The organism is Pantoea sp. Ap-870 (assembly GCF_011752515.1).
GTDB classification, from domain to species: Bacteria; Pseudomonadota; Gammaproteobacteria; order Enterobacterales; family Enterobacteriaceae; genus Pantoea; species Pantoea dispersa.
Genome location: NZ_VWXG01000007.1, coordinates 119,719 through 139,502, shown reverse-complemented (window position 1 = coordinate 139,502; position 19,784 = coordinate 119,719). Strand labels below are relative to the sequence as shown.

Annotated in this window: 14 protein-coding genes; 7 read left to right on the top strand and 7 right to left on the bottom strand. The window is 57.0% G+C overall.

The window, feature by feature from the left end:
* Positions 1-135 precede the first annotated feature (135 nt).
* A complete protein-coding gene (locus F3J41_RS17440; protein ID WP_136548270.1) occupies positions 136-483 on the top strand; it encodes a hypothetical protein in 348 nt (115 codons plus the stop codon).
* 176 nt (positions 484-659) lie between these two features.
* Here F3J41_RS17440 and F3J41_RS17435 read toward each other — a convergent pair whose 3' ends face one another.
* A complete protein-coding gene (locus F3J41_RS17435; RefSeq protein WP_021312984.1) occupies positions 660-1,280 on the bottom strand; it encodes a hypothetical protein in 621 nt (206 codons plus the stop codon).
* Between the two features lie 229 nt (positions 1,281-1,509).
* Here F3J41_RS17435 and F3J41_RS17430 point away from each other — a divergent pair, with 229 nt between their 5' ends.
* Positions 1,510-2,136: a response regulator gene (locus tag F3J41_RS17430; protein WP_166711893.1), complete on the top strand. Its 627-nt coding sequence runs from the start codon at positions 1,510-1,512 to the stop codon at positions 2,134-2,136.
* A 2-nt stretch (positions 2,137-2,138) separates the two neighbouring features.
* Entirely contained in the window at positions 2,139-5,762 is a 3,624-nt protein-coding gene (locus tag F3J41_RS17425; RefSeq protein WP_166711891.1) for a response regulator, read from the top strand.
* Positions 5,763-6,247: 485 nt separating this feature from the next.
* Here the strand turns inward: F3J41_RS17425 and F3J41_RS17420 are convergent, their stop codons facing one another.
* A complete protein-coding gene (locus F3J41_RS17420; protein ID WP_166711889.1) occupies positions 6,248-7,648 on the bottom strand; it encodes an autotransporter outer membrane beta-barrel domain-containing protein in 1,401 nt (466 codons plus the stop codon).
* 148 nt (positions 7,649-7,796) lie between these two features.
* Positions 7,797-11,468, bottom strand: coding sequence for a S6 family peptidase (locus F3J41_RS17415; protein WP_166711887.1), 3,672 nt, complete (start codon positions 11,466-11,468; stop codon positions 7,797-7,799).
* 178 nt (positions 11,469-11,646) lie between these two features.
* Here F3J41_RS17415 and F3J41_RS17410 point away from each other — a divergent pair, with 178 nt between their 5' ends.
* Positions 11,647-11,994 carry a hypothetical protein gene (locus F3J41_RS17410; protein ID WP_031279814.1) on the top strand — a complete coding sequence of 116 codons (348 nt, stop codon included), beginning with the start codon at positions 11,647-11,649 and terminating at the stop codon, positions 11,992-11,994.
* A 458-nt stretch (positions 11,995-12,452) separates the two neighbouring features.
* Here the strand turns inward: F3J41_RS17410 and F3J41_RS17405 are convergent, their stop codons facing one another.
* Positions 12,453-12,947: a helix-turn-helix domain-containing protein gene (locus F3J41_RS17405; protein ID WP_031279815.1), complete on the bottom strand. Its 495-nt coding sequence runs from the start codon at positions 12,945-12,947 to the stop codon at positions 12,453-12,455.
* A 373-nt stretch (positions 12,948-13,320) separates the two neighbouring features.
* Between F3J41_RS17405 and F3J41_RS17400 the strand changes: the two genes are divergently transcribed.
* On the top strand, positions 13,321-14,289 hold the full coding sequence (locus F3J41_RS17400) for an alpha/beta fold hydrolase (RefSeq protein ID WP_371815498.1): 969 nt from the start codon (positions 13,321-13,323) through the stop codon (positions 14,287-14,289).
* 7 nt (positions 14,290-14,296) lie between these two features.
* On the opposite strand, the gene F3J41_RS17395 is transcribed toward F3J41_RS17400, so the two are convergent.
* From F3J41_RS17395 to proP, 3 genes are all read right to left on the bottom strand, one after another.
* Positions 14,297-15,271, bottom strand: a complete 975-nt coding sequence (locus F3J41_RS17395) for a diguanylate cyclase (protein WP_166711883.1) — start codon at positions 15,269-15,271, stop codon at positions 14,297-14,299.
* 116 nt (positions 15,272-15,387) lie between these two features.
* Positions 15,388-16,365: a porphobilinogen synthase gene (gene hemB / locus F3J41_RS17390; RefSeq protein WP_031279816.1), complete on the bottom strand. Its 978-nt coding sequence runs from the start codon at positions 16,363-16,365 to the stop codon at positions 15,388-15,390.
* Between the two features lie 277 nt (positions 16,366-16,642).
* Positions 16,643-18,148: a glycine betaine/L-proline transporter ProP gene (gene proP / locus F3J41_RS17385; protein WP_021508120.1), complete on the bottom strand. Its 1,506-nt coding sequence runs from the start codon at positions 18,146-18,148 to the stop codon at positions 16,643-16,645.
* A gap of 358 nt (positions 18,149-18,506) precedes the next feature.
* Between proP and F3J41_RS17380 the strand changes: the two genes are divergently transcribed.
* Complete coding sequence (locus tag F3J41_RS17380; RefSeq protein WP_058774975.1) at positions 18,507-19,298, top strand: hypothetical protein; 792 nt, start codon at positions 18,507-18,509, stop codon at positions 19,296-19,298.
* On the top strand, positions 19,291-19,761 hold the full coding sequence (locus F3J41_RS17375; protein ID WP_021508122.1) for a hypothetical protein: 471 nt from the start codon (positions 19,291-19,293) through the stop codon (positions 19,759-19,761). Before F3J41_RS17380 ends, F3J41_RS17375 begins: the two co-directional genes overlap by 8 nt.
* The last annotated feature ends 23 nt before the right edge of the window (positions 19,762-19,784 follow it).

The following is a 19,784-nucleotide window of genomic DNA, read 5'->3' as shown; positions in this document are numbered from 1 at the left end:
GAATCTCCCCCATTTGTCAGACTGCACTGACCGGCGCGTAGGCCTGGTCTCATTAACCTTAAACCTGCCAGTCCTTAAAATAGCCTGAGGCCAGCCGGTCAGCACAGGGGAAGCGCAGGGATGAAAGACGCATACATGGATTGGTTCATTCACCACTTTATTCAGCCGCCGCGCCAGGCGCGCGTGCGTTTGCTGGCTTATACCGGCGGGCCGGTGGCAGCGCATCAGCTGGCGAACAGCCTGCCGCGCTGGCTCACTAACGATGTGCAGCACCTGCGACGCGGCATGATGCGCGAGTACCGGGCGCAGATTAACGGCATGGCGCATTTTCCGGCGCTGGTGACGGATTTCAATGACGCGCGCACGCTGGCGCTGGGGGAACTGCAGCCGCAAAGGTGTAAGCTAAGGCTGGTGATTAGCCCTGCAGCCGGGAAATTTTTCCTTTTCGACCAGACAGGCGATGTATGGATAGGTTGTATTTAACGTCTGATTTGTTTTGGACACGCCATGGCAGGGGAAATTAAAGCCTGAAAGGATGCTGCTACAACAAAATTTTGTCGCGCTGTTAAAGTTAGCATTTTGTTGTTATCGGATTATTCCCTCCGTGTCAAAAATCGAGCGCTGTTAACGCAAGAAAATTTTATTAACTAAAAGTGACATCATTGTGATGTCCTTGATGCGCACGCCAGCATGGCATTAAGCGATGAAAAACCGCTTCTTGCCAGGCAATTAATTTTGCTACGACTGATTTCACGTGGGTGCAGTCCCATTTCCCGTGCAATCAACGACGGTTTCACTCCGCGTAATAAAGCACAAATAACGCGTTTTTCACGTATGAGTGCGTTTTTCCCGATTAACTGTTCTTCAATAGACTCAGGGTTAGCTTGCAGCAGATTATGTATTACCTGATGCAGCGTCGTTAATTTTTCTTTTTTCATTACCACATCACTGAAGTCTGCATCCAGGAGTGTGCGACGCATCGCCTTAGCTTCTTCATCCAATAAAATCAACGTGCTGCCTTTGAACCATTCAGGAATGAGAAGTAACTCTGCCAGACCTGCCGCATCACGAGGCAGGTCGGTAATCACTAAATCGGCATAACTAAACATGAGCTCATCTGATATCGCTTCTGGCGCACCCAGTATCGTTTGCACTTCACATCCCGGGAGTGAACGGCAAAGCTCTTGTAAACCGGTCTGCGCAAAATTGCAGCTTAGCGCAATAATGATTTTTTTGGGTTTATTATCGTCACCAGTGTTGAACAGAATATCCATTCCCATTTTTGTGCTCTTATTTTATGACGGTTTGTGAAATTGTTTACAGGGTGATTAATTGCGACATGAAGATCATACGATTAATGTTCTTACAAAGATATGGGATTGTTCATCGGTGTCGTGTAGGACATGGCCTACGTTTTGTTATTTGATTATTATTGATTATTTGTTGAATTTATTAGTCTAATAGTTGGATAGAGGAAGTTTATATTTGGCTACTGACAGGAAATGAATCATGGCGAACTTTATCGTCGTCGACGATCATCCCATGGCGCGTATGGCTGTAACTTTTTTACTTGAAAAAGAAGGGCATACCTTAATTGCCGAAACTGATGATGGTCGCGAAGCACTCGAGCTGGTTGATCAGCATTACCCGGAAATCGTCGTAATGGATATTGATATTCACTCGATAAATGGTATTGAAGTCGTAAAAACTCTGCGCGCCAGGAGTTTTCCGGGTATTATTATTATCGTCTCAGGTAAGAATCAGAGTTTCTATGCAATACAGAGTATTCGCTGTGGCGCAAATGGTTTTATCAGTAAAAAAGACAATTTGCCGGAAATCATCACCGCAATTCGGGCGGCACAAAATGGTTATGGCTACTTTCCGTTAGCCGGTATTAATGCACCACCGGAACAGAGCAGCACTCATCCCGATATCCGGCTGCTGGAATCGCTGTCACCGCAGGAATTTCAGGTGTTCACTTATCTGTTGAAGGGGCTGGATAACATGCGCATTGCTAACCGCATGAATCTCAGCAATAAAACCGTTTCAACTTACAAAGGCCGTTTGCTGGAGAAATTGCACTGCAAAAGCCTGCGCGATCTCTTTGCCTTCGCCAATCGTAATCATATGGAGTAGCGATGCTGCGCCTGGTCACTCTGCTTCTGCTGCTGTTGAGCCCGCTACTGGCCGCCCAGCCGCAGCCCGAAATATTTCAGTTGTTCAGCCGTGAAAAGCTGGCACCGATGCATATTGAGTTGAGCGGTGACGAGTGGCGCTGGCTGCGCATTAAACATGAGCTGCGCATCGCGGTGTGGGCACCGGAGCTGCCGCCTTATCTGATCTTTCAGGAGGAAGCGGGCAGCGGCAACAGCGTGGAAGGGATCTACGCCGATTATCTGCAACTGCTGGCGCGTAATCTTGGCGTGCAGGCGGTGATGGTGCGTTATCCCAGCCAGGCGGCGGCGCAGGCGGCGGTGAAAAGCGGCGCGGCGGACGCCTTGTTTAGCTCACCGGGGCGCGAACTGCACGATGCGGCGGCCTTCAGGGCAACAGACAGTTTTCTCATCAATCGTCCGGTGGTGATCGCCGCGGAGAAGCAGGCCTCACAGCCGGTGCCCTACGATGCACCGCTGCGCCTCGCCATGCGCGAAGGCTTTTTGACCGATGCACAAATCAAACAGCATTTCCCTGACGCCACCATCGTGCGTTATCCCTCCAGCCAGGCGGCGCTGGCGGCAGTGGCCAGTGGCGAAGCGGACTATGCGCTCGGTAGCCTGCTGGCGGCAGCATTTCTGATTGAACGCAGCTATGTCAATCAGCTGGCGCTGGCAGCGATTTTGCCGGAAGACGCACTGTACGGCAGCCGTCTGGTAGTGAAAGCCGATAATCAGCCGCTGTTGCAAGCGCTGAATGCCGCCATCGCGGCTATTCCCGGCGAACAGCATCGGCTAATTTCGCGGCAGTGGACGCAGCGGCCGGACGTCTGGCGTTTGCAGGATCCGCTCAGCCTGACGCCGCGCGAGCAGCAGTGGCTGCAGCAGCATATGCAGGTGAAAGTGGCGTTCAATCCGTTCTCTGCACCGCTGGCGCTGCTGGATGAGCAGGGCGAATTTCAGGGTATCAGCGCCGATCTGCTGCATCTGATCCAGCTGCGCACCGGGTTGTTTTTCACCCCGGTGCCGGCGTATTCGTGGCGTGACGGCGTACAGCAGCTGGAGCAGCATCAGGTAGCGATGCTGGCAGCGATGGCGCAGGATGGCGGCCATCAGGAGGCAGTGCGCTTTACCCGGCCTTACCTGAAGGTGCCGCTGGTGCTGCTGGTGCCGGACCAGCCTGATGCGCCGCAGGCGCTCTATCCCGGCATGAAGCTCAGTATCGTCAAAGGCAATCCGGCGCGTCAGGCGCTGCTGGATCGTTTCCCCACGCTGCAGCTGTCTGAAGTGGATAACGCCAGCCTGGCGCTGCAACTGTTGCAGGAGGGCAAGGTCGCCGGGCTGATCGATAACCAGCTGAGCGTGAACACGTTACTGGCGCGCTACGCGCAGCAACCGCTGAAGATCGTGTCGCGTCAGGCGCTGCCGCCGGTGGAGCTGAGCTTTGCCGTCAGCCGCGATCAGCCGGAGCTGCTGAGCATTATTGATAAAGCGCTGGCCGACATTCAGCCGAGCGAAATCTCGCTGATTGCCAGCCGCTGGCAGGGCACACCGCAGACCACGCGCACCACCTGGCAGCTGTACCGCGCGCAGTTTTACGCCATCACTCTGCTGACCGCGCTGCTGCTGATCGCCTGTCTGGCGTGGGTTAACTATCGCGGCAAAGAGGTGAAGCATCGCCGTCGCGCAGAAGCTGACCTGCAGGCTGAACTGCGCTTTCGTGATGCGCTGCTGAATGGCCTGCCAACGCCGGTCTACGTGCTGGATCGCAACTGGAACGTGGTCAGTGCTAACGGTGCGTTTCAGCGCTTTTTTGCCGGCGTCGACGCGCAGCGCCTGAGTTTTTCGCTTTACGATCAGCGCCATCCGCTGTCGCCGCTCATCAGCAAACTCTATCCGCTGATGAGCCCGGAAGCGGTCAACGATCCGGAACTGGTGGCGCTGGCGCATAACAGTCTGTGGGGCGATACCGCCCAGGATCTGGAAATTGAGATCGAAAACGGCAGCGAAGCGCGCATGGTGCACCACTGGGCGCAGGAGCAGCGCGATGCGCAGGGCAATATTACCGGGCTGATCTGCGGCTGGCAGGATGTTACCGCCTACGAACTGCTGATGCTGGCGCTGCAGGCGGAGAAAAAGGTGGCGGATGAAGCCAACCGTGCCAAGAGTTCGTTCCTCGCCACCATGAGCCATGAGATCCGCACGCCGATCAGCGCCATCATCGGCCTGCTGGAGCTGGAAGGGCGCAAACAGCGCGATAACGAAGCCATTCAGATCGCCTACGAGTCGGCCAACACGCTGCTGGGGCTGATTGGCGATATCCTCGACATGGCCAAGATTGAGAGCGGTCAGCTGGAGCTGATGCCGGAGTGGGTCAGCACCGAGCAGCTGGTGCTGCCGGTGGTGCGGTTGTTTGACGGCATGGCCAGCGGCAAAAATCTGACGCTGCACTACCACAGCGACACGCCGCCGGGGCTGGAAGTGTTTATCGATGCTGCGCGCTTCCGCCAGGTGATCGCCAATTACATCAATAACGCCATCAAGTTTACCCACGAAGGCGGCGTGGAAGTGCGGGTGATCGGCCATGAGTGGGAAGACGGTTCGCTGGAGCTGGAAATTGAGATCGAAGACAGCGGCGTGGGCATCAGCGCTGTCGACCAGGCCAAACTGTTTCAGCCGTTTGCTCAGACCGAAGAGGGGCGCAAGCAGACCGGCACCGGTCTTGGTCTGGTGATTAGCGCCCAGCTGCTGGAGAAGATGCAGGGCACCATGAACCTCAACAGCCAGCCGGGACGCGGCACGCTGATTCAGCTTAACGTGATGATGCCGGCACGCCGGGCGCGCAAGCTGCTGGAGAAAACCCGCGTGGCGCGCAGCCGTGCGCTGCCGCAGCTGAATATTCTGGTGGTCGACGACCATCCGGCCAACCGCCTGCTGCTGCGAAGCCAGCTCAGCGAGCTGGGCCAGCAGATCAGCGAAGCCAGCAGCGGCGAAGAGGCGCTGGCGCTGCTGGCGCATCAGTCGTTCGATCTGATTATCACCGACTGCAATATGCCAGGCATGAGCGGCATCGAACTGACGCAGACCCTGCGCCGCAGTGGCAACGCGGTGAAAATTTTTGGTCTGACGGCCAATGCGCAGTCGGACGTGCGCGTGCGCTGTCTGGAAGCGGGCATGAACGCCTGCCTGTTTAAGCCGCTGAAAATTGACAAGCTGGCCGAGCTGCTGAGCAGCAACGAGCCAGCCGCCGAAGTGCCGGCGCTGGATTCGCTGCTGTCGCTCGAATCGCTGCGCGCCATGGTGTATCACGACGATGCGATGGTGGCGAAGATGCTGGAGAAGGTCGGCGAGGAGAGCCGCAACGATATGCAGCAGTGCTGGCGCCATTTTGATGCGCAGGACTGGCCGGCGCTGGCTTCATCGCTGCACCGGCTGGGCGGATCGGCGCAGATCATTTACGCTGTCGAGATCGATGATCTGTGCGGGCAGATCGAGCGCGCCTGCCAAAGCGCTGAAGATCAGGAGGTCATCCGCGAAGGGCTTCTGCTGCTGGAAGAGAAGCTGGATACGCTGAACCAGTCGGTAGTGCATTATTTGCAGGCGTCGTGATGGCGCGGTGCGGTAATTGAAATGCGCGATAAATCGCGCCGCTACGGTTTGTGCGACTGGACAGTGCAGAAATCGCATCCGCAATAAATCATGATGGCGCGATTTCTCGTGCAGATATCCCTTCCATGTGATGCCGCTGATAACCGCACGGATGGTAGCGGCGCAATTTATTGCGCATTCCGCCACGGTGCGGTAATTGAAATTGCGCGATGAATCGCGCCGCTACGGTTTGTGCGACGGGATAAAGCAGAAATCGCATCCGCAATAAATCATGATGGCGCGATTTCTCGCGCAGATATCCCTTCCATGTGATGCCGCAGATAACTGCACGGGTGGTAGCGGCGCAATTTATTGCGCTTTCCGCCGCTGTGCGGTAATTGAAATGCGCGATGAATCACGCCGCTACGGTTTGTGCGACTGGATAATGCAGAAATCGCATCCGCAATAAATCGTGCCGCTACAACAATCTGCATCCTTTTACTGGTTTAAAACGCCACTTTTACTCCGCTCAGCACATTCCAGTCGCTCACGCCGGGGCGATCCAGCCGCTGCTGCACCTGCAACTGCGTGCCGACCTCCACGTTTTCATGCAGCTGCCAGCTGACGTAACCGCCCAGCTGGGCGCTGTGGCGGGCGCGCTCAATCGGTAATCCGCGCATATCGCCGGCATCCAGCGTATTCTGCCTGCCGCTGTGCCAGACATAACGCGCATCCAGCCCAAGCTTCACTGACGACAGCGGCTGATAATCATACTTAACACCGCCAGCCAGGCTGAACTGCGGCGCCAGCTGATAGTTCACCTGCGCACCCTGTTGCTCGGTAAAATCCGCAATATGCAGCCACTGCACACCGGCTGCGGCCAGCGGCATCAGGCTATGCGCATCCTGCTGCCAGCGCCAGCCCGCTTCTGCGCCGATATTGCCGCTAACGGCGCTGATCCGCGCCACTTCACCCTGGGTTTCATGGCGTAAGGTGCCGCGATAATGCGTCAGCCCCAGCGGTATCTCCAGCTGCCAGCCCTCAGGCGGCTGAATGCCGATCAGCGCATTAATGCCCTGGGTTTGCATACGCAGCTGGCTGCGCCCCGCCGGCGTATCCGACAGCATAGTCACTACGCCTTTATGCACGCCCGCACTGAAGGCCAGCGGGCTCTGTTCCGCTTCCGGCGTCCAGCGCGCACCCAGCATCCAGCCCTGATAGCGGCTGGTGGCATCGCTATCGCCCTGCGCACTGCGATAGCGCTCGCCGCCGCTATAGCCATACACAAACAGGTTGTGATGATCATCCAGGCTCATCTGCCGGGCAGCGAAGTGGAAGCGGGTTTGCATGGTGTCGTTGAGGGCATACAGCATGTTGGGCAGGGCGAGATAGGTCGGGATTTGTGGCGCGGGTGTAAGCTGTGGCGGTTCCGGCTCAGGCGGTGGAGGCGGCGGTATTATGACAGCTTCGCCACGATCGGGATCGGGTATCGGAGCCACGATGCCAGGATTATTGATATTCGGCAATCCTTCATCTTTCTCCCCGGTCAGGACCATGGTCTGTAACCGGTAATACCACAAGTGATGGCTGTTATTGCCGGCCAGCACGCTGCTTCTCACCAGGCCCGAGGTTGCCGGATTGATCTCATCAAACCACGAGCCGCGGGCGATCATTTTCCCAAGCTGTTTAATCCCTTCGCCGGTCTGGCGGCTGGCCTGCGCAAGCAGCGGCAGCTCAGGGATTTCCTGGGTTGATGGACCATGAAAGGATTCCGGTGGATGCGGAATATTCGCAGCGTTAACGTTATTATTTTGTAAGGGTGAAAATGCAGGGTAGCGCTCATCAGCGAATGCAGGAAGGCTATAACAGAACGTACTGATCACCAGCGTCAGCGGGGTAAGTTTCATATTCTCTTCCATGGATGAAAATAGCGAGAATCGCAAACCTAAAGCGACCGACTAACGTGGCAATTAAGTTTTGTCTGGTTTTTTTTCAGAAAAGCATAAAAAAGCCCGGTAAGACATGTCCCGGGCTGATGCGTGATGAGAGCCGCGATTAAAAACTGATTTTCACACCGGCCTGCAGATTCCAGTCGCTGATGCCTTCCTGCGTCAGGCGCTGCTGGCCCTGAAGCTGGGTGTTAAGCTCCAGATTGTCCAGTACCTGCCAGCCGGCGTAACCGCTGTACTGCAGGCTATTGCCGCCGCGTCCGGTGGCGAAGTGCGCCGCCTGCTGGCCGTCACCAATCGCCACCCGATCGCGCTGGCTGATGCGCTGCACGTAGCGCGTTTCCGCGCCCAGCTTCAGCTTCTCGTTGAGGCGGAAGTCGTATTTTACGCCGCCGGAGAGCTGCCATTGCAGCGGATTATCGTAGCTCACCTGTGCGCCGTCGCTGTCGGTGAAATCATTGATATCGAGCCACTGCGCATTCACACCGGCCACCGGCGTTAGCGCATGCGCGCCGGACTGCCAGCGCCAGCCGCTGTCGAGCCCGAGGTTCACGCCGCGCGCTTTCAGCTGCGTCACGTTACCGCGCAGGTCAGTGCTGACGCTGCCGCGGTACTGCATCACGCCAGCTGGCACGGCCAGCTGTAGGCCCTGATCGGGCTGCCAGCTCAGTAGCGCACTGGCGCCCAGCGTATCAATGCGGGCGTGACTATTGCCGTCTCGCGCTTCCGGTGTGATGCTCAGATTGCCTTTATTGACGCCGACACTCAGCGCCAGCGCGGACTGCAGCGGGAAGCGGCTGCCAATCATCCAGCCCTGATAGCGGCTGTGGAAATCGTAGCCGTAATCCATAAAGCCGCCCGCACTGTGATAGCGGTCGTCACCGGTGTAGCCGGACACAAACAGATCCGGACGGCCCTCTGCGCCCGCCTGCTGCGCGCTGCTGCTGAACAGCGCTTGCAGATTGTGTGTCACGCTGTGGAAGGCGGCGGGCAGCGAGATGTAGGCCGGCACCTGCGGAATCACCGCCGCGCGTACCTTGCCTGGCTCCGGTTTTGGCTCTGGCTGCGGCACCTGCGGATTTTCCGGTTCCGGTTCCGGCTGCGGTTCTGGCTCGGGTTGCGGTTCAGGCTCCGGCTCCGGCTCCGGCTCCGGCAGGTAAGGTTCACGGTTATCCCCTTCCGCCAGCAGAATGTTTTGCAGACGGTAATCCCAGAACTGATCCCCTTCGCCCGCCACCAGACGCTCATCGCCACTGGCGCGGCCCGGTGCGAAGGCGTACAGACCGTAAGCCCAGGCGCCGCGCGCCACATAGCTGCCGGCCAGCTGGACGCTGTCGGCGTGCGCCTGGCCGCCGACCTGCACCAGCGACACGCCTTCAGTGTTATCCGCTGCGCCGTTGTGGTTGCGATCGCTATCGATCCAGCTGGCCTGCGGTTTTACCGTCAGCCACAGCGGCGCATCGTCCGGCTGTTGTAGATCGCCATCGATCAGCAGGCGATCGCTGGCGTTATTGCGGAACGCGGAGTTCAGCACCAGCGCCGTGTCGCGCCCGTGACGCAGATCGCCAAGGCGCATGGCCGACCAGCTGTCCGGCGCATTGTTCCAGCCCGGTGCCAGCGTGACGTTATCGGCGAGGCTGGCGTGATTGATGACGCCGCCGCCGGAGAGCAGCGTGCCGGCGGCCATGTTCATCGGCGTGTGCAGCTTGCCGCTCACTTCCAGCTCGCCCTGCTGCACCTCAACGCCCTGCTGGTTGCTGACGTCACCGCTCAGCGTCAGCCGGCCGTCACCGCTTTTAATCACGCGGCCCTGGCCACTGATATTGGCGCTGATGGTGGAAGCCAGCTCGCCCAGCGTGCTGACGTACTGCGCGATGTCAGCAATCAGGCTGGAAGCGGTGCCGCTCAGGTTGATGTCGCCGGCCAGCGTGGATCGGCCCAGCACGTTAAGCGTGGCCTTGTCGGCCAGCGTGATGTCGCTGGTAACGTGAGCGTGCTCAGCGACGGTTAGCGCGGCGTCATGCGCCACCTGCAGCTGGTTGATGTGATACGTTTTGTCCTGCCAGTCATTGGCAAAGAACACCTTCCCGGCATGCTCAACCTGTTCGCCGCTCAGCGTTAGCACACCGTCGGCCACCGCCAGCTGATTAAGCTGCGCGCCGCCGGCCAGCTGCCAGCGCTGATGGGTGGTCACGTTGAGGTTATCGCGTGAGTCCGCTTCGCCCAGCTCGCCGAGGAACAGGCGGTTATCGCCGGTGAGATCGAGATGCGCCAGCGTCTGACTGCTGTTAACGATGCGCGCGCCGCTGTCATTGTGCAGGATATCGTCGAAGGTCAAATCGTGACCGTTAACGTCCAGCGTACCGCCGCGATAGCCGAAGCGGATGTTGTCAGTGCTTAACTGATCGGCGCTGTTGAGCACCACGGTCGGGCGGCCGCTGAACAGGGTGACGGTGGAGAACGCCTGTTTACGTCCCCGCGCGTCGGCCTGCTGGTCAAGGATGACCGTGCCGTCGCCGACGTTAAGCGCGCCGGGATTGATGCCGCTGGCGTTAACGTGCAGCGTGCCGGCGCCGATTTTGTGCAACGCATCGTCCTGCAGGCCGTTAACCTGCCACAGCACAGTTTTGTCTTTGTCGACCTCAACGCCGCCGCCGACCCAGCTGAAGTTGCCGTCGCCTGCGGCGCGCAGGGTGTAGTCGTTCGAGAAACGCAGCAAGCCCGCGCCGAGGTTGACCGACTGCGCCAGCTCGATGATGCCACCGTCGCCGTTAAAGCGCAGATCTTTGGTGGCATTGAGCTGATCATTGCTGGCTTTGGCGGGTGCGGTTTCTGCCTGAGCCTGATCAAGCCCGTGCCATTGCCAGGTTTTGCCATCCTGCATAATGCTATCACCGCGCCATTCGAGGGTAGTGCCGCCGCTGTCTTCAACATCAGCATCCCTGACGGAATCCAGTACCTCCTGCACATGCTTTCCATTAATTAATTCACTGGCAAAGGAATAATTGTAGGTAGTCCCCCCATAGCCACCAGAATGGACAGCGAACTGTACCCAGCGTTTTTCTACACTGTCCCAGGCAAACACCGGGCTACCGCTATCACCTCCACGGGTACCAATACTTAACAGGGAAAATGAGGGGTGATCAGGTGAAAAAATTCTCCACTTAATGTAGTCCTTATAAAAATTCGTAATGGCGCCGGGTTTAAAGGTTCCACCGGTGTTATAGACGTAGGCGCCATCGATAGGTATCAATTTACCGCTTTCTGGATCGTCGATTTGCTGATAACCCGCACCCAGGCGGGCAAATACGGTATAGCGACTGCGATTCGCTAATAATTCTTCACCGCCGATGTAAGGCGAAGGCGCGCTTTCGACGACCACCTTATTAACCCGCGGTAAATGAAAGTCTCGCGTGGGATCATTATTGTAGTTAATGCCACGGTAAGTCGGCGAAAATTTGGCTTTTTTGCCTAAATTCAGCGACAGAACATATCGAACATGTTTGGCACCTGTGACAAAAGATGGCGCGATAAATGAGCTGAAACCCTCGTCGCTGACCATGCTAAAGTCCGGCATCGGCACGTCCAGTACATAGCCTTCAAAGCTGCCGTCTTTGCGATAGAGGGGAATATCGGTGGCACCGATAGCATATTTGCCCCGGTTTTCGGCAAAATCGCGGTATTCCTGCACGTCAATGTCATGACGCATAATCCCGGCATAGGGTGAACCGCTAAGGCACAAGGTACTAATCAGCAGCGCCAGCTGGCTTTTTTTCATGATGTTCATTCCCTGAATGACGAGGAAAATTGAGCGGGCTACTTTATAAGCACATCGGTGCATTCCCCGTTAAGCCTCGTCTCAATCTGCCGGAGAAAAGCCTGAAAATGGCGTGCGGCATGGCGCGGTGAATCTGTTAAGATTGCGGCGTTTTCTTTTTCAGCTGGCCAATAAATCCATGTTAAAAATCAAATTCCTGCTGCCGCTGCTGCTGATTATCAGTGCGCTGATCTGGTGGCTGATGCCGCATTACAGCGATGAGGACAAGGCTTACTACATCGCGACCTTTTGTACGCTGACCCATGACGGGCGCGATAACAGCGCACAGGCGATGCAGCAGATTATTGAAGGCGGTAATTCGGATTATGCGCTGCAGAAGATTCATTTCCAGTCCGGGCTGGCGGAGCATCTGCAAACGGTGTGGCAGGATTTGTCACCGCAACAGCAGCAGCAGGCACGGCAGGACGCGTTTGTCTGCCGCCAGTTGATGTCAGATAAGCTGCTGCCGGGCCAGCCGGTGCGCTGAGAAATAAAAGTGTTTTACCGGCCGGAAAACAACCGGGGGTGTTTCTGTTTGCAATGCCGAAAGGTCGCCATAAATGGCGACCCTACAGGAACGTTGCACGGTTTTGTCAGGTGCGCATTTATCCGCACCGTGTCAGGATAATTGCACGGTTGTAGGGTGCGCATTTATGCGCACCGCGACAGGATAATTGCACGGTTGTAGGGTGCGCATTTATGCGCACCGTAACAAGGTAATTGCACGGTTTGTAGGGTGCGCATTTATGCGCACCGTGTCAGGATAATTGCACGGTTGTAGGGTGCGCATTTATGCGCACCGTAACAAGGTAATTGCACGGTTTTGTAGGGTGCGCATTTATGCGCACCGCCCGGATGGGCACGGTGCACCTGTGCATCAGCGCAATAAATCTCGCCGCTTCTACTCACGCGGTTATAAATATTTTCCCGAAATATCAGACGTGATTAACGTACCGCGCAGCTAATACGCGCTGGAAACTTCCCATTATTTTCGCTGACCGGATTAACAACCGGTTTTTCCTGCTCGCTGCGATTAAACCCGACTTTGCGACACAGCGCGCAGGGATCGTCACTGCTGCGCAACAGGGCTTCGGCAGCATCGCTCAGCTGACGTTTGCGGCAGAATAGCGGCGTGCAGCCCATCACCTGTTTAAACGAGCGGGTAAAGGATTGCTGACTTTCGAAATGGTATTTAACCGCCAGACTGATAATCGGCGTGCGGCTGAATTTCAGCTCGTTCACGCAACAAATCAGTTTCTTTTTGCGAATATAACGCGCCAGCGTTTCGTTATGGTAACGGGCAAACAGTTTCTGTAAATACCATTTGGAATAGCCAGATTTCAGTGCAATATCATCAATGCTCAAACGTTGATCCAGGTTGGCCATAATCCATTCGGTCACCGAATCAATCACCCCTTGGTTGTATTTTTGCTGCATCATTATGGTCCTCCAATAACTCGACACAGTGTAATTAAATTAAACTTTTTAAGCACTGACGTAACGTAAAGTTTTATCAGGAAATGGCTTTTTTATTAATTGTCATCAAGACTGGTCTTGTTTGTCGTGAAATTAATCACCGACATGTTGTGATGATGTTGAATAGTTGCCGTAATTACGGCCGTTATTATTAACGCAAATGGGTTATCGCTTTGCGCGGCTTAACAGTCAAAGGTGTGACTGGCGGTGGCACGGCGCAACAATATCAACCGGCGGTTTTCGTGCCAGACTGAGGGTTTTTCCCCTGTACAGAAGAGGTCACATGACGTTTCGTTTTCGATTAAAACCGTTACTGAGCGTAGCGCTGGCGTCAGCGATGCTGTGCGGCACGCTCAGCGCGCAGGCCGCAGAGGCCGTGTATGGCGAGCAGCTGGAGGGATTTCACTATCCTTATCCGTTGCAGCATTTTACCTTCTCCTCCCAGCAGCAGTCGCTCAGCATGGGCTATATGGACGTGAAGCCGGCGCAGCAGGCCAATGGTCAGACAGTGGTGCTGATGCACGGTAAAAACTTCTGCGCTGCTACCTGGGAAGACACCATCAACGCGCTGAGCCAGCAGGGCTATCGCGTGATTGCGCCGGATCAGATTGGTTTCTGTACCTCCACCAAACCCGCCCGCTATCAGTACAGCTTCCAGCAGCTGGCGCAAAACACCCATCAGCTGTTAGCGCAGCTCGGCGTTGAGAAAGCGGTGATCGTTGGCCACTCCACCGGCGGTATGCTGGCGACGCGTTACGCACTGATGTATCCGCAGCAGACGCAGAAGCTGGTGCTGGTCAATCCGATTGGCCTTGAGGACTGGAAGGCGAAGGGCGCGCCGTGGCGCTCGGTGGATCAATGGTATCAGCGCGAGCTGAAGCTCGACGCGGCGGGCATTAAGAAATATGAGCAGCACACTTATTACAGCGGCCAGTGGAAGCCGGAATATGACAAATGGGTGCAGATGCTGGCCGGGCTGAATAAAGGACCGGGGCATGAGAAAGTGGCGTGGAACTCGGCGCTGATCTACGACATGATTTTCACCCAGCCGGTCTATTACGAGTTTAAAGACCTGAAGGTGCCGACCACGCTGATGATCGGCACGGCCGATACCACCGCGATTGGCAGCGATATCGCTTCACCAGCGGTGAAAGCGCAGCTCGGCCATTACAACGTGCTGGGCAAACAGGTGGCACAGCTGATTCCTGGCGCGCGGCTGATTGAGTTCCCCGGCATGGGGCACGCGCCACAGATGGAAGCGCCAGCGAAGTTTAATCAGACGCTGATTGACGACCTGGCGCATTAAGGAGCGGCTATCTGCGCGGCTGCCTTTTCTGGTACTTGGCGGCGTACATGCGTGCGTCGCTGCTTTCCAGCAGCTGCTCCAGCGATTGCGGCTGCTGCGGATCAAATTCCACGATGCCCGATGAAAACTGCAGCGTGTAACGCCGCTCCAGATCCTGCATCTGTTTATGCAGATAGTGGGCGAAGCGCGCCAGCGTCGCTTCCGCCTCGTCCTGACGAATGCCGTTCAGCAGCACCACAAACTCATCGCCGCCGAGCCGGGCAAAGATATCGGCATGGCGAAAACTCACCTTCATGGCATCGGCAAAGTCCATCAGCGCGCGGTCGCCCTCGCGGTGGCCATGCCGGTCATTGATGGCCTTAAAACCGTCGAGATCGAGAAACGTCAGGCTGGCGGGCAACTGTCTCAGCAGGCACTCATTCAGCGCCATCTGACCCAGCGTCATAAAGCCGCGCCGGTTGGTGATTTGCGTCAGCTCATCGGACGTCGCGGTCTGAAACGCTACCAGCTCGGCTTCGGCCATGGCCGCTAGATCGCGCAGCGCGTGCAGATCCTCCGCGTTGAACTGGCGCGCATGATTATCGATGATGCACAGCGTACCGACTTTGGCACCGGACGGCGTGCGCAGCGGATAGCCCGCGTAGAAACGCACCGGATTGTCTGCATCGGTAACCAGCGGATTATCGCTGAAGCGCGTGTCGGCCAGCGCGTCCTCAACCACCATCACCTCATCCTGCAGGATGGTGTGGCCGCAAAAAGAGATGTTACGCGCGGTGGTTGGCCGATCAAAACCGTCGCTGGATTTAAACCATTGATAGTCATTCTCCAGCAGACTGACCATCGCGACCGGAACGTCAAACAGACGTCGGGCAAGGCGGGTTAAACGGTCAAAACGCTCTTCTGTGGGTGTGTGCAGAATGTTGAGCGCACGTAACTGGGTCAGACGCTGTGATTCGTCCGCAGGCAGTGCAGGTGCTTTCATCGCGTAACTCTTGTTAATGATGGATGTGTTACAGCAAACCGGATGTCGTGCCCGCGCAGGGGCAGAGAGCACTAAACAACCGCGGCAATCCGCGATTGTTTAGCGTAACGAGAGGATCAGAGCACTTTTTGCTCGGCAAGATCAAGGGCGAAATAGCTGAAAATGAGATCTGCACCGGCACGCTTAATGGCACCTAAGCTCTCCAGCACCACATTACGTTCATCAATGGCGCCCGCCTGAGCGGCAAATTTGATCATCGCGTACTCACCGCTCACCTGGTAAGCCGCCAGCGGCAGCGTGGTGCGCTCGCGGATATCACGCAGGATATCGAGGTAAGCGCCTGCCGGTTTGACCATCAGCGAATCTGCACCTTCCGCTTCATCAATCAGCGACTCGCGAATCGCTTCACGACGGTTCATCGGGTTCATCTGATAGGTTTTGCGGTCGCCTTTCAGCGCGGTGCCCGCGGCTTCACGGAACGGACCGTAGAACGACGAGGCGAATTTGGTGGAGTAGGACATGATAGCGGTATCGGTAAAACCGGCCGCGTCCAGCGCCTGGCGAATCGCTTTCACCTGGCCATCCATTGCTGCTGACGGCGCGATGAAGTCGGCACCGGCCTGCGCAGCAACCACCGCCTGTTTGCCGAGGTTAATCAGCGTCTGGTCGTTGTCGACGCCGTGATCGCACAGCACGCCGCAGTGGCCGTGGCTGGTGTATTCACAGAAGCAGGTATCGGACATGACAATCATTTCCGGCACCGTGTCTTTGCAGATGCGCGACATGCGCGCCACGAGGCCGTTTTCGTTCCACGCATCGCTGCCGGTGGCATCGGTGTGGTGCGAGATACCGAAGGTCATGACCGAACGGATACCGGCTTTGGCGATGCGTTCGATTTCGTACGCCAGACGTTTTTCCGGAATGCGCATCACGCCCGGCATGGCGTTGATTGGCACGTAATCATCCACGCCTTCTTCAACGAAGATCGGCAGGGCCAGATCGTTCAGGCTGAGGTGGGATTCCTGGAACAGTTCGCGCATCGACGCGCTTTTGCGCAGTCTTCTTGGGCGCTGAATGAGATTGAAATCAGACATGCTCGATTAACTCATGCTGGTGAAAAAAGTGGCGACAGTTTACCCCTTTTCGCCGGGTAGCATGAAGGATTGTGTGCGGTGCGGGCCGGGCGTCGTTGCTCGTCGGCATGAATGCCGCCCCTACAGCGCACCCGGCAACCGCCGAATCCCAACCCGCCGTTACCCGTAAGGGTGCGCATTCATGCGCACCTGGAAGCATCACCGCAGCACACATTCTCACGCACCCGGCAACCGCAAAAACAAAACTCCCGCCGGGTGGCGGGAGTGAAAGGGCAGATTACTCGTTGATGTCCGGGTGCTGCTGCACCAGGTTTTTCCGCTTCGCCTCAAGGCGGGCGATCTCTTCATCAATATCTTCAATCTTCTGCTCGATGTTGTCGTGATGCTCCTGCAGGATCTCACGCGCTTCTTCGAGGTCCGATGCCGCCGGTGTCGCGCCGCGCAGCGGTTTGTTGGCGGTCTCTTTCATGTACAGACCGGTCACCAGACCGACCACCGCCACCACCATCAGGTAGTAAGCCGGCATATACAGATTGTTGCTGGCTTCCACCGCCCAGGCGGTTACGGTTGGCGTCAGGCCGGCAATCAGAATCGAGATGTTAAAGGCACTGGCCAGCGCACTGTAACGAATGTGCGTCGGGAACATCGCCGGCAGCGACGAGGCCATCACGCCGGTGAAGGCGTTGAGGATCACCGCCAGCAGCAGCAGACCGGCAAAAATCAGCCCCAGTACGTTACTGTTGATCAGCATAAAGGCCGGAATCGCACAGAAGAACAGGGCGATACTGCCGACGATCACGAACGGACGGCGGCCGAAGCGGTCGCTCAGCATGCCCATCACCGGTTGCACAAACAGCATCCCCATCATGATGGCGATGATAATCAGCACGCCGTGATCTTCCGAGTAGTGCAGGTTATGCGACAGATAGCTCGGCATGTAGGTCAGCAGCATGTAATAGGTCACGTTGGTGGCAAGCACCAGACCGATACAGGCCAGCAGGCTTTTCCAGTGTTTGCTGGCAATCTCTTTAAACGACACTTTCGGGCCGTCGCGCAGACCTTCGCGGTCGCCTTGCTCCAGCTTCTCAACATGCTGCTGGAACGCTGGCGTCTCTTCCAGTGCGTGACGCAGATACAGGCCGATAATGCCCAGCGGCAGCGCCAGGAAGAACGGAATACGCCAGCCCCAGTCGAGGAATTTCTGCTCGCCAATCACCGTTGAGATCAGCACCACCACGCCCGCGCCCAGCACGAAGCCAGCAATCGAACCAAAGTCCAGCCAGCTTCCCATGAAGCCGCGCTTACGGTCCGGCGAATACTCGGCGACGAAGATCGACGCACCGGTATATTCCCCGCCCACCGAGAAGCCCTGAGCCATTTTCGCCAGCAGCAGCAGTATCGGTGCCCAGATGCCAATCGAGGCGTAAGAAGGGATCAGGCCGATACAGAAGGTACTGATCGACATGATGACAATGGTGATCGATAGGATTTTCTGGCGACCGTATTTATCGCCCAGCATGCCGAAGAACAGGCCGCCCAGCGGACGGATCAGGAACGGTACCGAGAAGGTCCCGAGTGCGGCAATCATCTGCACGCCAGGCGAGGCGTCCGGGAAGAACACTTTACCCAGCGCGTAGGCCACAAAGCCATAAACACCGAAATCGAACCATTCCATCGCGTTACCGAGTGACGCGGCGGTAATGGCCTTACGTAAACGAGCGTCATCGATAATCGTGACGTCATCCAGCCCAATAGGTTTTACACGCTTCCTACGTAATTTCATGAGGTTACCCTGTATTGGAATTCAAAAAGTCCTCAACGCTGCGGACTCGGTGGAGCGTTCAGTCCGCGGCGTTGAGAAAATTAAAGCATAGCCGTGAAAGTGGTTTTTTCCCTGGCCTGCCAAAGCAATTATTACTCAGGTAATTATTGCATCCCGCGACAGAGTATACCGTTTAAATGTGATATTTGTCATGTTTCCGCCAATAACTGGCTATTTTTTGGCTAAAACTATGGCCGTTTTGGTCCACAATCGCGGCAAAAAAATTGTCTGAATCGCGACGCAGGCCGCAGCGTAGATGCGCGGGCGAGCGAAAATATCTATACTTGCGCCAGTTTCTCTGCCGGAGATCGGGCGCCGCATGGCACGCTTTGTTTTATTTGCAAAAAGTCTCTGTTTTGACGTTGACCAGCAGGTCCTCTTCCCGGTGCAGTCGCCCGCGCACCGCGTGGCACTGACGCCGCTGCAAACCGCTATTCTGCGGCGCGTGATTGATGCGGATGGCAAACTGGTGCGCAACCAGACCCTGCATGCGCTGTTCCAGCGCGTCCCCAGCGACACACCGTTCGCCGAACGCCTGACGGCCACCATTGCCGCCATCAATCAGCAGGCGCAGCTGGCACACGCGCCGGGGCCGCTGGTGCATCAGGTACCGCTGATTGGCTGCGTGCTGGCCGATCAGGTCGATGTGGCGCCGCTGAGCGATGAGCCGGTGGCTGCGCCAGCGGCAGCGGTGGTCAGTCCGCAACCTGCGCCCGCGCCGGCCAGCGTAAAGAAAAAGCGGCCTGTGCTGCGCTGGGTAATCGTTGCGCTGCTGCTGGTGAATGTCGCGCTGGCGCTGCTGGCACGCCAGATGTTTGCGCCGGTGCAGCACGATGCGCTGGATTTCCGGCCGCTGCTGCGCATTCAGAACAGCCAGGTGTTTATCCCCAGCCACCTGAAAGCCGATTCGTGGGTGGTGCAGGACGCGCTGCGTCGCTATCGGCAGTGGCAACCGCGTCTGCCGGATGGCTCAGCGCCGCCGATGGTGTACATCAACCCGGTGCGCACCCGACTCTTTTCCAGCACCTTCCTGTGCGCCAAACCGATCGCGCAGAAGGACAACGAATGTATTTCATGGATGGTGTCCGCGCAGGAGATACCCGATGCGTAAAGCGATAATCACCACGGCGGTGGTGCTGGCCTTTGTGCTGCCGTGGGCGCTGGCGCTGCTGCTGCGGCCGGCAGAACCGGTACCGGAGTGGTGTGAAGTACCGTATCGTATTGATCATGAAGGCGCGCCGGCTGGCGCGATTGATGCCACTATTCGCACGCGCTTTAAGGCGGACGGCAGCGGCAGCTCAACGCTGACCGGCACCGTCACGGTACGCGATCGCCACTATCGCCTGCATCGCGTATCCGATACCACCTGGCGCCGCCAGGGCGATTTCATGCTCAGCACCACGCGCAACGTACGTATCCTGGCAGACGACACCGTACCGCCCGCGCTGGCGGCGCAGATCGTGTTTTCGCCAGCGCGCGAGGGCAATAACGATTATTACCAGATGTACCAGCTGCCCAATGGCGACCAGATGATTAATTATGCCGGGCTGCCGCGCCTGTACTGCCACAGCTAACCCTGGTGCTGTCGACGCGCCGG

Excerpts from the sequence above, each read along its gene's own strand:
- F3J41_RS17440 (WP_136548270.1), top strand. The coding sequence starts at position 136 with ATGGATTGGTTCATTCACCACTTTATTCAGCCGCCGCGCCAGGCGCGC.
- F3J41_RS17435 (WP_021312984.1), bottom strand. The coding sequence starts at position 1,280 with ATGGGAATGGATATTCTGTTCAACACTGGTGACGATAATAAACCCAAA.
- F3J41_RS17430 (WP_166711893.1), top strand. The coding sequence starts at position 1,510 with ATGGCGAACTTTATCGTCGTCGACGATCATCCCATGGCGCGTATGGCT.
- F3J41_RS17425 (WP_166711891.1), top strand. The coding sequence starts at position 2,139 with ATGCTGCGCCTGGTCACTCTGCTTCTGCTGCTGTTGAGCCCGCTACTG.
- F3J41_RS17420 (WP_166711889.1), bottom strand. The coding sequence starts at position 7,648 with ATGAAACTTACCCCGCTGACGCTGGTGATCAGTACGTTCTGTTATAGC.
- F3J41_RS17415 (WP_166711887.1), bottom strand. The coding sequence starts at position 11,468 with ATGAAAAAAAGCCAGCTGGCGCTGCTGATTAGTACCTTGTGCCTTAGC.
- F3J41_RS17410 (WP_031279814.1), top strand. The coding sequence starts at position 11,647 with ATGTTAAAAATCAAATTCCTGCTGCCGCTGCTGCTGATTATCAGTGCG.
- F3J41_RS17405 (WP_031279815.1), bottom strand. The coding sequence starts at position 12,947 with ATGATGCAGCAAAAATACAACCAAGGGGTGATTGATTCGGTGACCGAA.
- F3J41_RS17400 (WP_371815498.1), top strand. The coding sequence starts at position 13,321 with ATGCTGTGCGGCACGCTCAGCGCGCAGGCCGCAGAGGCCGTGTATGGC.
- F3J41_RS17395 (WP_166711883.1), bottom strand. The coding sequence starts at position 15,271 with ATGAAAGCACCTGCACTGCCTGCGGACGAATCACAGCGTCTGACCCAG.
- hemB (WP_031279816.1), bottom strand. The coding sequence starts at position 16,365 with ATGTCTGATTTCAATCTCATTCAGCGCCCAAGAAGACTGCGCAAAAGC.
- proP (WP_021508120.1), bottom strand. The coding sequence starts at position 18,148 with ATGAAATTACGTAGGAAGCGTGTAAAACCTATTGGGCTGGATGACGTC.
- F3J41_RS17380 (WP_058774975.1), top strand. The coding sequence starts at position 18,507 with ATGGCACGCTTTGTTTTATTTGCAAAAAGTCTCTGTTTTGACGTTGAC.
- F3J41_RS17375 (WP_021508122.1), top strand. The coding sequence starts at position 19,291 with ATGCGTAAAGCGATAATCACCACGGCGGTGGTGCTGGCCTTTGTGCTG.